This is a genomic window from Cellulomonas sp. KH9 (assembly GCF_900114185.1).
In the GTDB taxonomy this organism is placed as follows: Bacteria; Actinomycetota; Actinomycetes; order Actinomycetales; family Cellulomonadaceae; genus Cellulomonas.
Genome location: NZ_FOSE01000002.1, coordinates 761763 through 774011, shown reverse-complemented (window position 1 = coordinate 774011; position 12249 = coordinate 761763). Strand labels below are relative to the sequence as shown.

Below are 12249 nucleotides of genomic sequence, written 5' to 3'. Positions count from 1 at the left end.
GCCGCGTCCGCAGGTCGGGCGGTGCGTGGGACCGGGGGCGGCGCGGGGCATCATGGGTGCCGTGAGTGCCGCCGCCCTGTCGGGACGTGACCAGCTGCCCGGTGCGGGCCGCATCGTCGTCAAGGTGGGGTCGTCCTCGCTGACGACGCCCGACGGGCACCTCGACCCCGCGCGGCTCGGCGCGGTGGTCGACGTCCTCGCCGCCCGGCGGGCCGCCGGCACCCAGGTCGTCCTCGTGTCGTCCGGTGCGATCGCGGCGGGCATCGGCCCGCTCGGCCTGGCCGCACGCCCGCGCGACCTGGCGACGCAGCAGGCCGCCGCGTCCGTGGGGCAGGGGCTGCTGGTGGCGCACTACACGCGCGCCTTCGCGAACCACGGCGTCACGGTCGCCCAGGTGCTGCTCACGGCTGAGGACACGTGGCGCCGCGGGCAGTACCGCAACGCGCACCGCACGCTCACGCGGCTGCTGGACCTGGGCGTCGTCCCGATCATCAACGAGAACGACGCGGTGGCGACCGACGAGATCCGGTTCGGCGACAACGACCGGCTCGCGGCCCTGGTGTCGCACCTCGTGCACGCCGACGCGCTCGCGCTGCTCACCGACGTCGACGCGCTCTACACCGGTCCGCCCTCACGTGCCGGGTCGCGGCGGATCGCCGACGTGCGCGCGCTCGACGAGCTCGCAGGCATCGACGTCACGGCCCGCGGCAGCGCGGTGGGGACCGGCGGCATGGTGACCAAGCTGGAGTCGGTCGCCATCGCCACGCAGTCCGGGATCCCGGTGGTGCTCACGTCGGCCGCGCGCGCCGGCGACGCGCTGGCGGGGCAGGACGTGGGCACGTGGTTCGCGGCGACCGGGCGGCGCCGCTCCATCCGCCTGCTGTGGCTCGCGCACGCGGCACGCACGCGCGGCCGGCTGGTGCTGGACGACGGCGCGGTGCGTGCGGTCGTCGACCGGCGCACGTCGCTGCTGCCCGCGGGCGTCACCGACGTCGAGGGGACGTTCGAGGCGGGTGACCCCATCGAGCTCGTCGACGGCTCCGGTGAGGTCGTCGCCCGCGGGCTGGTCGCCTACGGCTCGCAGGAGGTCCCGCAGCTGCTGGGCCGCACCACGGGCGAGCTGCGGACCGAGCTCGGCCCGGGCTGGGACCGCGAGCTCGTGCACCGTGACGACCTCGTGCTGGTGCGCCGGCGGCGCTGACGCCGCGGCTGCCCACGGTGCGGGAGGGGTCGGCACCCGCGCCCCGTGCGCGACTAGCCTGGGTGGCATGACCACGTCGCTGGAGCAGTCGACACCCGCCGCGCTCGTCGACCCCGAGGAGGCGGTCCTCGCCGTCGCGCGTCGTGCCCGCGAGGCGTCCCGCACCCTGGCCACCGCGACGCGGGCCACCAAGGACGCCGCGCTGCACGCCATGGCCGACGCGCTGGTGGCTGCGACCGACCGGGTGCTGGCCGCGAACGTGCAGGACGTCGAGCGGGAGCGCGCAGCCGGGATGTCGCCGGGCCTGCTCGACCGGCTCGCGCTGACGCCGGAGCGCGTCGCGGCGATCGCCGACGCCCTGCGGGAGCTCGCGGCCCTCCCGGACCCCGTCGGGGAGGTCGTGCGCGGGTCGACGCTGCCCAACGGGCTGCGGCTGCGGCAGGTCCGGGTGCCGATGGGCGTCGTCGGGATGATCTACGAGGCGCGCCCGAACGTCACGGTGGACGCCGCGGGCCTCGCCCTGAAGAGCGGGAACGCCGTGGTGCTGCGCGGCGGGTCCGCCGCGGCACGGTCCAACGAGGTCGTCGTGCGGGTCCTGGCCGACGCGCTGGAGGCGCAGGGGCTCCCGGGCGACCTGGTCCAGTCCGTCGACGCGTGGGGGCGTCCGGGGGCCGTCGCGCTGATGCACGCGCGCGGCCTGGTGGACGTGCTCGTGCCGCGCGGGGGAGCGGACCTCATCGCGACGGTCGTGCGGGAGGCCACCGTGCCGGTCATCGAGACCGGCGTGGGCAACTGCCACCTGTACGTCGACGCGAGCGCCGACCACGCCGACGCGCTGGCGATCCTGCTGAACTCGAAGACGCAGCGCGTCGGGGTGTGCAACGCGGTCGAGACCCTGCTCGTGCACCGTGACGTGGCCGACACCTTCCTGCCGGCGGCGCTCACGGCGCTGGCGACGGCCGGGGTGACGGTCCACGGGGACGAGGTGACGTTGACGCACGTGCCGGCGGGGGCCGCCGCGGTCCCCGCGACCGAGGAGGACTGGGGCACCGAGTACCTGTCGCTCGACCTCGCGGTCCGCGTGGTGGAGGACCTCGACGCCGCCGTCGCGCACGTGCGGCGGTGGTCCACCGGGCACACCGAGGCGATCGTCACGCGGGACCTGCGCGCCTCCGAGCGGTTCGTGGCGGAGGTGGACGCGGCCGCGGTCATCGTGAACGCGTCCACGCGGTTCACGGACGGCGGGCAGTTCGGGCTCGGTGCCGAGATCGGCATCTCCACGCAGAAGCTGCACGCGCGCGGTCCGATGGGCCTGTCCGAGCTGACCACCACCAAGTGGGTCGTGCACGGTGACGGCCACGTGCGTCCCTGACCCGCCCGGCGGGCGGTCGGTGGTCCTGCACCACGGCCCCGCGTGCGAGACTGGGTGGCCGTGGCGCGGGCCCCTCCCGGGCGTGTGCCGCCACCGACCCGCAGGACCGACGTGAACCCCCAGGAGGACGACGTGCACGCCACCCTCATCGCCGCGGCAGAGACCGCCGCCGAGCACTCCGAGGCGCTGCCGTTCGCGCCGGCCGTCTTCGGTGTCGGCGCGTTCGTGGGGCTCCTGGCGATGCTCCTCGTGACGTACGCCTTCCGCTCCGTCGGGACGCGCCACTGACGGTGCCGGCCACCACGGGGGTCCCTGCCCGCCCACGCCTCGGGGTGATGGGTGGCACGTTCGACCCCGTGCACCACGGCCACCTGGTGGCCGCGAGCGAGGTCGCCGCGCGGTTCGATCTCGACGAGGTCGTGTTCGTGCCGACGGGGCAGCCCACGTTCAAGCAGCACGTCGACGTCTCGCCCGCCGAGCACCGGTACCTCATGACGGTGATCGCGACGGCGTCGAACCCCCGGTTCACGGTGAGCCGCGTGGACATCGACCGCGCCGGACTCACCTACACGGTCGACACGCTGCGGGACCTCAAGACCGAGCGCCCGGACGCCGACCTCTTCTTCATCACCGGCGCGGACGCGATCGCGCAGATCCTCACGTGGAAGGATGCTGCCGAGCTGTTCGACATGGCGCGGTTCGTGGCGGTCACCCGCCCCGGGCACCCGCTGTCGGTGGACGGCCTGCCCGCCGGGCGGGTCGACGTGCTGGAGGTCCCGGCCCTCGCGATCTCCTCGTCCGACATCCGTGCGCGTGCGCGTGCTGCGGAGCCGGTGTGGTATCTCGTCCCCGACGGGGTCGTCCAGTACATCGCCAAGCACAGGTTGTATCGAGGTCGTGATGAGTGAACCCGGAGAGCGCCGCCGCCGTCGTGAGATGGAGCGGGCGGCCCAGGACGGTGGCCAGGGCTCCGGTGCCCCGCTGCCCCCGTCCGACGAGCCGGTCGCACCCGCGTCGCGCCGCGCCATGCGCAGCAGGCTCGTGACCCCGCCCGCGGGGACGTCGTCGGCCGCTGCCGGCGGTACGCCCGCCTGGTCGGCGGGTGCCGTCCAGCCGACCCCGCGGCCCGCGGCGACGGGGCCGGGTGCCCCGGCTCCGGCGCCCGCGCAGGGCCCGGCCGTCGGTGACGCGTCCCGCTCGCGACGGTCGTACCGTGACGCGGCACTCGACCCGACGGCCGGCCCGCGGACGTCCGGCCCCACGGCGCCGCGTCCGGGGACGCCGCCGCCGGCGCCGCGCCCCGCGACCCCGCAGCACCGCCCGGTGCCGTCGACGGCGCCCCGCCCCGCCGCCGCGGGCCCGTCCTGGGGCGCCCCGCAGGGTGCCGACGCCCCCGCGACGTCGCGCCCGACCGGTGGCCCCTCGGCGGCGGCGTCGCCGGCACGCCCGTGGGCGCAGCCCCCGTCGCAGCCGTCGGGCCCCGCGGCGACCTCGCGCCCCGAGGCGCGCACCCCGTGGAACCGGGAGCCGGGCGCGACCGCCTCGCCCTCCGGTGCACCCAGCTGGGCGGCCTCCGCGGCCCCGCCGGCCGCGGCCCCGCCGGCCGCGGCCCCGCCCCGCACCTCCGCCTGGGGCCCCGGCACGCAGGCAGCGCCCACCGGTCAGCCGCCCGCGCCCTGGACGCCCTCGCAGCCCTCGTCCGACGACCGGCGGCCGGCCGGGCCGACGCCGTCCCTCAGCTCGTTCCAGGCATCCGCCGCGACCGCACCGCGCACCGAGCCGGCCTCGCCGCGCGTCGAGCCCGCCGTGCCGGCGCCCGCGGCGTCCGCCGCACCGACGGCGTCCCCCGTCTGGACGCCGGGCGGTGCCCCGGCCGCGCCCGCGGCACCCCAGCGGGCCGCGGGGGAGCCGGCGGTCGACGGCTGGCCGCGGACGCCCGTCGCGGGCCCCGACCCCGTGGCCGGGGCCTCCGACGAGAAGGCCGCCCCGCCGTGGGGTGTCTCGCGTCCGCCGTACGACGAGGACGACCTGGACGACGAGGACGACGACGAGCCGGGACGGCGGATCCACCCGTACACCTGGCTGCACGTCCTGATCCTGGCGGCCGTGGCCTTCGTGCTCGGCTTCCTCATCATGCTGCTCTACATCCGGACGCGCGGCGCCGACGGCGCCGCCGAGGCCGCGGCCGCCGTGAGCGGCTGGGTCACGAGCCGCGCCGGCCCGCTCTGAGCGACGGCACCCGACCGACCCGCACCGCCGCGTCCGGCGGGGCTGCGCCCGGCAGTGCACCGCCCGGCACCCCCGCACCCGGCACCACCGCATCCCGTACCACCCGCATCCCGCGGCGGCGGTCTCCCCGGCCGCGCCGCCCCCCGACCCGAGGAGCCCACGTGCCCGCGAGCACCCGTGCGATCGAGCTGGCCCACGCCGCCGCCCGCGCCGCATCCGACCTCAAGGCGCAGGAGATCATCGCGCTCGACGTGAGCGAGCAGCTCGTCCTCACGGACGTGTTCCTCATCGCGTCCGGGACGAACGAGCGGCAGGTCGGCGCGATCGTCGACGCCGTCGAGGAGTCCCTGCACAAGCTCGGTGCGAAGCCCGTGCGCCGCGAGGGCAAGGCCCAGGGCCGCTGGGTGCTCATCGACTTCGGTGACGTCGTCGTGCACGTGCAGCACGCCGAGGACCGCGTCTACTACGCCCTCGAGCGGCTCTGGAAGGACTGCCCGGTGATCGAGCTTCCCCCGGACGAGCGGGGCGAGCAGGCCGACGCGTGAGGCAGCACCTGCTGCTCTGGCGGCACGCGCGGACGGCCTACAACGCCCTGGCCCGGCTGCAGGGACAGATCGACATCCCCCTGGACGAGGTCGGGCACTGGCAGGCGCGGGTCTCCGCGGCGCGCCTGGCCGCCCGCCACCGCCCGGTGCGCATCGTCGCGTCGGACCTCTCGCGCGCGGTCGACACCGCGGGGTACCTGGCCCGCGCGGTCGGCGTCCCCGTGGAGCTGGACCCGCGGCTGCGGGAGCGGGCCTTCGGCGAGTGGGAGGGCATGACCGGCCACGACATCGAGGCCCGCTGGCCGCAGGAGTTCCGCGAGTGGCGAGCCGGCGGGGACCCGGTCGGGGTCGGCGCCGAGACGCGCGCCGAGGTCGCGGCCCGCATGGGGGAGGCCGTGCGCGACCAGGTGGGGCGCACGCCCGAGGGCGGGACGCTCGTCGTCGTGTCGCACGGTTCGGCGCTCGGCTCGGTCGTGGCCGACCTGCTCGGGCAGGACCCCGAGTGGCGCGGCATCGTCGGCATGCACAACGCCCACTGGGCCGAGCTGCTGGCCGCGTCGTCCGCCGACGCGGACCCGGCCTGGCGTCTGCTGGGCTACAACGTGGGGCCGACCGACGCCTCCGCGGACTGGAACGCCGGCCCCGACCCGGAGCCCGCGCAGGAGGCCGCCGACGACGCCACACGTGACCCGGACTGACGGCATGTCGCACGTCACACGGCCCCTGCCGGGGCGCGATTGGCGTTCTGCGGCTCGTTCGTCCTAGACTCACCGGGCGCCCTTCGGGGCGACGGGGTCCGTCCGCGGACCACGGGGCTGTGGCGCAGCTGGTAGCGCACCTGCATGGCATGCAGGGGGTCAGGGGTTCGAGTCCCCTCAGCTCCACCCGAGAACGACGGCGAGGCCGCGTCAGGATCCTGGGACCAGGAACCCGACGCGGCCTTCGGCGTTTCCGGGGGACGTCAGGTCCGCAGGGCGACCGGGAACACCTCCGTCCGGGCGACGACCCGGTCCCGCTCGTCGGCCATCCGCGCGCGCCGGGGGTCGGCGACGTAGGCGTCGAGCGCTGCCGCGTCCGGGAACCGCAGGATCTGGACCTCGTGCGGCTGCCCGTCGCCCCCGTCGCCCACGGCGCGCTGCAGGACGCTGCCGCCGTGGTCGGGCAGCAGGGCCAGCACGGCGTCCTCGTAGGCCTGCAGGGCCGCCTCCCGGCCGGGGACGGCCCGCAGCAGGCAGCACAACGTCAGGGCGCTCATCCGGGCAGCGTGGCACGGGCGGGCGGCCGGGGTCGAGGGGCCGGGGCCGGCGGCTAAAGGTTTCGTCGCCCGCGGACACCTTGCTGCGGGGGAAAGCGCTCGCCTACGGTCGAGAAACCGGTTTCCGTCCCAGTGCACCGCATCGTCGCGGTGCGACCGGGCCGGACGGTGCATCCCGCGGGGCACGCACCGGTCCGACCGTGCTCGACGACGAGAAGAGGCAACGATGAGACGACCTGTCGCGACACGACTCCTGGCGACCGGGGTCGCTGCGGCCCTGGCCACGGCCGTCGGCGTGTCCGTGCTGACCATCCCTGCCCAGGCGGCCACCGGCGCCGCCGACGGCTTCGCCTCGCAGAACGGAGGCACCACCGGCGGCGCCGGCGGGCGGACCGTCCGCGCCACGACCGGCACCCAGATCCACGAGGCCCTGTGCGGCCGCGCGAGCAGCAGCACCCCGATCGTCATCGAGGTGTCCGGCACCGTCAACCACGCCAACACCGCCAAGGTCTCCGGCAGCAGCTGCAGCACGGCCGCCGGCGTCATCGAGCTCAAGCAGGTGAGCAACGTGACGCTCGTGGGCGTCGGCAGCGGCGCGGTGTTCGACCAGGTCGGCATCCACATCCGCGAGGCGCGCAACATCATCGTCCAGAACGTCACCGTCCGGAACGTCAAGAAGTCCGGGTCGCCCACGTCCAACGGCGGCGACGCCATCGGCATGGAGAGCGGTGTCAGCAACGTCTGGGTCGACCACGTGACGCTCGAGGCGTCCGGCGGGGAGTCCGAGGGGTACGACGGCCTGTTCGACATGAAGGGAGACACGCGGTACGTGACGCTCTCGTACAGCATCCTGCGCAACTCCGGCCGTGGGGGCCTCGTCGGGTCCGGCGACAGCGACCTGGGCAACGGCCCGGTGACCTACCACCACAACCTCTACGAGAACCTCGACTCACGCGTGCCGCTGCTGCGCGGGGCGACGGCGCACATCTTCAACAACCACTACGTCGGCATCAAGGAGTCGGGGATCAACGCCCGCGCCGGCGGCAGGGCCAAGGTCGACAACAACTACTTCGAGGACTCGAAGGACGTGCTCGGCACGTTCTACACGGACCTGCCGGGCTACTGGCAGGTCTCCGGCAACGTGTTCGACGACGTGACCTGGTCGTCGCGGGGGAGCGACACGAACCCCGCGGGTCCGAACGTCACGTCGACCACCACGGTCTCGGTCCCGTACTCGTACCGGCTCGACGGCGCGAGCTGCGTGCCGGCGCTGGTGCGGGCCACCGCGGGGGCGAACAAGGGCAACCAGGTGTCGAACGGGTCCTGCACGCCGCAGAGCCCGGCACCCACGGCGGCGCCGACGTCCGCGCCGACCACGGGCCCCACCGCAGGCCCCATTCCGTCGGCACAGCCGTCCACGCCGACGCCCACCGCGCCGCCCGTGGGGCGCAACCTCAGCCTGGGCGCGGGCGCCGACGGCTCCGGCAAGGGCGGCGGCACCAGCTACGGCAACGCGATCGACGGCTCGCTGAGCACGTACTGGCAGCCGAACGGCTCGACGGGCCGCATCTCGGTGAAGTGGGGCTCGGCGACCACGGTCGCCCGGGTCGTGCTGCGCGAGCCGGCAGGCTCCGCGGGGTCCGTCGGGGCGTGGCGGGTCGTCGACAACTCCACGGGCGCCGTGCTCGCCACGGGCGACGGTGCCGGGACCCTGACCTTCCGGGCCACGTCCCTGACCAAGCTCAACGTGGAGATCCTCGCGTCGACCGGCACACCGCGCGTCGCGGAGGTCGAGACGTACGCCGGCTGAGCCGGTCCGGTCGGGGGTCGTCGGGGCAGCGCGCCCCGGCCGCCCCCGGCCGTGCGGCGTCGTCAGCCGGCGAGCTCGTCGAGCGGCGGCGTGAGGCGCCCCTCGGGGTCGAGGCGGTGCAGCATCGCCCGGCTGAGCTCCTCGAGCAGGGTGACCTGCTCGGGCGTCAGCGCGTCGATCACGAGCGCCCGGGCGGTCGCGACGTGCCCCGGGGCCGTCCGCACCACCAGGTCCCAGCCGTCGGGCGTGAGGTGCGCGTTCGTCGCGCGGCGGTCCGTGGCGCACGGCGCCCGCTCCACCAGCCCGCGCTCCTCGAGCCGGCGCACGACGTGCGAGAGGCGGGGGAGCGTGGCGTTGGTGCGGCGGGCCAGCGCCGACATCCGCAGCGTGCGGTCCTCCGCCTCGGACAGCATCGCCAGCACCTGGTACTCGAAGTGCGTCAGACCGGCGTCGCGCTGCAGCTGCGAGTCGAGCTGGGCCGGCAGGAGCTCGGCGACGGCCACCAGCCCGAGCCAGGCGCGCAGCTCGGCCGGCGTCAGCCAGGGGGTCTCGGAGGTCACTCCTCCAGGGTACGCCGATGTTGAAGCGACAACGATGAGCCGCGTGCCGCGGTGTGCGTCAGTGCCCGTCCGGGCGTCTCACGGGCACACCGAGGATCGTCGGCTCGGGCGGTGGCAGCGTGTCGAGCCCCTCGGGCACGGGCGGGAAGCCGTCGTCGGGGACGTCGCCGACCCAGATGCGCCACGTGCCGTCCGTCCGGTGCGCCACGCCCGGCACGACCAGCGCGGCGTCCCCGGCCGCCGCGAGCGCGGCCGCGAGCGGCGGTGCCGCCCCGGCGGGCACGAAGCCGACGATGACGTTGCGCCAGACCAGGACCAGCCGGTCGTCGGCGCCGTGCTCCACCACCAGCCGTGCCGGGACCCGCGCCGGCGCGGGGCGGTCGCCCATGCCCAGGGCGGCGAGGATCGAGCGCTGCATCGCCGGCGCCTCCGCCGCGCAGAACCCGGTGGTGACGTCGGCCGGGACCTCGGGGCGACGGCGGAACCAGCTCACGCGCCCAGCATGGCACGCGCCGCCGCGACCACAGGGCGGTCGGGGCGGGCGCACCGTGCGCCGGGTCAACTACCTTTCTCCCGTGACAGAAGCCGAGATCAGGCCGGACGTCCCTCGCGGCGTCGTCAGCCATGAGGTACCCGAGCTCCTGCGCAACGACGTCCGGCTCCTCGGGGAGCTGCTGGGACGTGTGCTGCGCGAGGCCGGCGGGGAGGACCTGCTCGCCGACGTCGAGCGCCTGCGCGAGCTCGCCATCGCCTCGCACAGCGAGCCCAACGGGCACGCGCTGGCGCAGGCCGAGGAGCTCGTCGCCGGGTTCAGCCACGAGCGGGCGGAACAGGTGGCGCGGGCGTTCACGTGCTACTTCCACCTCGCCAACCTGGCCGAGGAGTACCACCGCGTCCGCGTGCTGCACGACCGTGAGTCGCGCCTGGCGCCCCACGAGCTGGCTCCCGACGACTCGCTGCCGGCGGCGTACCAGCAGCTCGTCGCCGAGGTGGGCGAGGACGAGGCCCGCGCCCGCCTGCGCGACCTCGAGTTCCGCCCGGTCTTCACCGCCCACCCGACCGAGGCCCGCCGGCGCGCGGTCGCGCGCGCCATCCGGCGCATCGCCGAGCTCGTCGCCGAGCGCGACGCGCTGCACATCGGCGGGACCACGCTGGCGGAGAACGAGCGCCGCCTGCTGGCCGAGATCGACACGCTGTGGCGCACCTCCCCGCTGCGGGCCGAGAAGCCGACCGTCCTCGACGAGGTCGCCACCGTCCTGTCGATCGTCGACTCGACGCTGGCCGACGTGCTGCCCACGGTCTACCGGCGGCTGGACGACTGGCTGCTCGAGCGGGACGCCGGCACCACCGCGCCCCTGGTCGCGCCGTTCGCGCGGCTCGGCTCGTGGATCGGCGGCGACCGCGACGGCAACCCCAACGTCACGGCGGAGGTGACGCGCGCCGCGGCGGCGCTGGCCTCGGAGCACGCCCTCGACGCGCTGCTCGTGTCCGCACGCCGCACGGCCGACGGCCTCACCCTCGACGCGGCCGGGACCCCCGCGTCCCCCGAGCTCAGCGCCCTGTGGCAGCGGCAGCGCTCGCTGTCGGACGCGATGACCTCCCGCATCGCGGGCGACGCCCCCAACGAGCCGCACCGGCGCGCCCTGCTGGGCATCATCGAGCGGATCGCCGCGACCCGTCGGCGCGACGCCGACCTCGCGTACGCCACCCCTGACGAGCTCGAGGCGGACCTGCGCACCGTGCAGGACTCGTTGCAGTCGGCCGGCGCCCGGCGCGCCGCGTACGGGGACCTGCAGCGGCTCATCTGGCAGGTGCAGACCTTCGGCTTCCACCTCGCGGAGCTCGAGGTGCGGCAGCACTCGCAGGTGCACGCGGCCGCGCTCGCGGACATCGAGGAGCACGGCGTCGACGGCGACCTGCAGCCGATGACCGTCGAGGTCCTCGACACCTTCCGCGCGCTGGGGACGGTCCAGCGCCGGCTCGGCGTCGCCGCGGCACGGCGCTACATCGTGTCCTTCACGCAGTCGCCCGAGCACCTGCCGGCGGTCTACCGGCTGGCCGATCTGGCCTTCGGCGGGCCGGAGCACGCGCCCGTCATCGACGCGATCCCACTGTTCGAGACGTTCGCGGACCTGCAGAACAGCGTCGAGATCCTCGACGCCGCCCTCGAGCACCCGCGGGTGCAGGAGCGGCTCGCGGCCAACGGCCGGCGCGTGGAGGTCATGCTCGGCTACTCCGACTCCTCCAAGGACGTCGGGCCGCTCTCGGCGACACTGGCCCTCGACGACGCGCAGCGCCGGATCGCCGACTGGGCGCGTCGCAACGACATCGTGCTCACGCTGTTCCACGGGCGTGGCGGTGCGCTCGGCCGTGGGGGCGGCCCGGCCAACCGTGCCGTGCTCGCCCAGCCCCCGGGCTCGGTCGACGGCCGGTTCAAGCTCACCGAGCAGGGCGAGGTCATCTTCGCCCGGTACGGCGACCCCGACATCGCCACGCGCCACATCGAGCAGGTCGCCGCGGCGACCCTGCTCGCCGACGCGCCGAGCGTCGCGCAGCGCAACACCGAGGCCGCCGCGCGGTTCGCCGACCTGGCGTCCCGCCTGGACGTGGCGTCCCGCGAGCGGTTCCACGCGCTGGTCCGTTCCGAGGGGTTCCCGGCCTGGTTCGCCCAGGTCACCCCGCTGGAGGAGATCGGTCTGCTGCCGATCGGCTCCCGACCGGCCCGCCGCGGACTGTCCGTCTCGTCGCTGGACGACCTGCGGGCGATCCCGTGGGTGTTCTCCTGGTCGCAGGCCCGCATCAACCTCGCGGGGTGGTACGGGCTCGGCACGGCGCTCGACACGGTCGGCGACGTGGAGGAGCTGCGCACGGCCTACGCCGAGTGGCCGCTGTTCGCGACGATCATCGACAACGTCGAGATGTCGCTCGCGAAGACCGACGAGCGCATCGCCGCCCGCTACCTGGCCCTGGGCGACCGGGACGACCTGGCGCAGCAGGTGCTCGACGAGATGCGGCTGACCCGGCAGTGGGTGCTGGCCACCACCGGCAGCACGGGCGTGCTCTCGCGCCGGCGGATCCTCGGACGTGCCGTGCAGCTGCGCAGCCCGTACGTGGACGCCCTGTCGCTGCTGCAGCTGCGCGCCCTGCGCGGGCTGCGCACGGGCCAGGACCCGCAGTCGGCGGAGGAGCTGCGCCGGCTGCTGCTGCTCACGGTCAACGGCGTCGCGGCCGGTCTGCAGAACACGGGCTGACACCCCCGCGTCCGCCACGACGCCCC

At 75.6% G+C, this 12249-nt stretch carries 12 protein-coding genes and 1 tRNA gene; 10 read left to right on the top strand and 3 right to left on the bottom strand.

Annotation, left to right across the window (positions count from 1 at the left end):
* The first annotated feature begins 52 nt into the window (after window positions 1-52).
* The 8 genes from proB (at window position 53) to BMZ16_RS09485 (ending at window position 6231) form a co-directional block, all read left to right on the top strand.
* Window positions 53-1201, top strand: coding sequence for a glutamate 5-kinase (gene proB, locus BMZ16_RS09515; RefSeq protein WP_089800055.1), 1149 nt, complete (start codon window positions 53-55; stop codon window positions 1199-1201).
* A gap of 67 nt (window positions 1202-1268) precedes the next feature.
* Window positions 1269-2573 carry a glutamate-5-semialdehyde dehydrogenase gene (locus tag BMZ16_RS09510; protein WP_089799738.1) on the top strand — a complete coding sequence of 435 codons (1305 nt, stop codon included), beginning with the start codon at window positions 1269-1271 and terminating at the stop codon, window positions 2571-2573.
* Between the two features lie 111 nt (window positions 2574-2684).
* Complete coding sequence (locus tag BMZ16_RS19250; RefSeq protein WP_177199618.1) at window positions 2685-2861, top strand: hypothetical protein; 177 nt, start codon at window positions 2685-2687, stop codon at window positions 2859-2861.
* Window positions 2862-2863: 2 nt separating this feature from the next.
* Window positions 2864-3481: a nicotinate-nucleotide adenylyltransferase gene (nadD, locus tag BMZ16_RS09505; RefSeq protein ID WP_089799736.1), complete on the top strand. Its 618-nt coding sequence runs from the start codon at window positions 2864-2866 to the stop codon at window positions 3479-3481.
* On the top strand, window positions 3474-4802 hold the full coding sequence (locus BMZ16_RS09500) for a hypothetical protein (protein WP_143082785.1): 1329 nt from the start codon (window positions 3474-3476) through the stop codon (window positions 4800-4802). The genes nadD and BMZ16_RS09500 overlap by 8 nt, the downstream gene beginning before the upstream one ends.
* Window positions 4803-4963: 161 nt before the next feature.
* A complete protein-coding gene (gene rsfS / locus BMZ16_RS09495) occupies window positions 4964-5347 on the top strand; it encodes a ribosome silencing factor (protein ID WP_089799732.1) in 384 nt (127 codons plus the stop codon).
* Complete coding sequence (locus BMZ16_RS09490; RefSeq protein ID WP_089799730.1) at window positions 5344-6045, top strand: histidine phosphatase family protein; 702 nt, start codon at window positions 5344-5346, stop codon at window positions 6043-6045. The genes rsfS and BMZ16_RS09490 overlap by 4 nt, the downstream gene beginning before the upstream one ends.
* A 113-nt stretch (window positions 6046-6158) precedes the next feature.
* A tRNA-Ala gene (locus BMZ16_RS09485) sits at window positions 6159-6231 on the top strand.
* Between the two features lie 77 nt (window positions 6232-6308).
* On the opposite strand, the gene BMZ16_RS09480 is transcribed toward BMZ16_RS09485, so the two are convergent.
* Entirely contained in the window at window positions 6309-6602 is a 294-nt protein-coding gene (locus BMZ16_RS09480) for a DUF1330 domain-containing protein (protein ID WP_089799728.1), read from the bottom strand.
* Window positions 6603-6828: 226 nt separating this feature from the next.
* On the opposite strand from BMZ16_RS09480, the gene BMZ16_RS09475 reads away from it, so the two are divergent.
* Window positions 6829-8412: a pectate lyase family protein gene (locus BMZ16_RS09475; RefSeq protein WP_089799726.1), complete on the top strand. Its 1584-nt coding sequence runs from the start codon at window positions 6829-6831 to the stop codon at window positions 8410-8412.
* A 62-nt stretch (window positions 8413-8474) separates the two neighbouring features.
* On the opposite strand, the gene BMZ16_RS09470 is transcribed toward BMZ16_RS09475, so the two are convergent.
* Complete coding sequence (locus BMZ16_RS09470) at window positions 8475-8972, bottom strand: MarR family winged helix-turn-helix transcriptional regulator (protein ID WP_089799724.1); 498 nt, start codon at window positions 8970-8972, stop codon at window positions 8475-8477.
* 58 nt (window positions 8973-9030) lie between these two features.
* Window positions 9031-9465, bottom strand: a complete 435-nt coding sequence (locus tag BMZ16_RS09465) for a hypothetical protein (protein ID WP_089799722.1) — start codon at window positions 9463-9465, stop codon at window positions 9031-9033.
* An 82-nt stretch (window positions 9466-9547) separates the two neighbouring features.
* Here BMZ16_RS09465 and BMZ16_RS09460 point away from each other — a divergent pair, with 82 nt between their 5' ends.
* Window positions 9548-12223 (top strand): phosphoenolpyruvate carboxylase, encoded by a 2676-nt coding sequence (locus BMZ16_RS09460; RefSeq protein ID WP_089799720.1) that lies wholly within the window; start codon window positions 9548-9550, stop codon window positions 12221-12223.
* Window positions 12224-12249: the final 26 nt, after the last annotated feature.

Coding starts and splice junctions, on each gene's coding strand:
- BMZ16_RS09500 (WP_143082785.1), top strand. CDS start 3,474: ATGAGTGAACCCGGAGAGCGCCGCCGCCGTCGTGAGATGGAGCGGGCG.
- BMZ16_RS09475 (WP_089799726.1), top strand. CDS start 6,829: ATGAGACGACCTGTCGCGACACGACTCCTGGCGACCGGGGTCGCTGCG.
- BMZ16_RS09480 (WP_089799728.1), bottom strand. CDS start 6,602: ATGAGCGCCCTGACGTTGTGCTGCCTGCTGCGGGCCGTCCCCGGCCGG.
- proB (WP_089800055.1), top strand. CDS start 53: ATGGGTGCCGTGAGTGCCGCCGCCCTGTCGGGACGTGACCAGCTGCCC.
- BMZ16_RS09510 (WP_089799738.1), top strand. CDS start 1,269: ATGACCACGTCGCTGGAGCAGTCGACACCCGCCGCGCTCGTCGACCCC.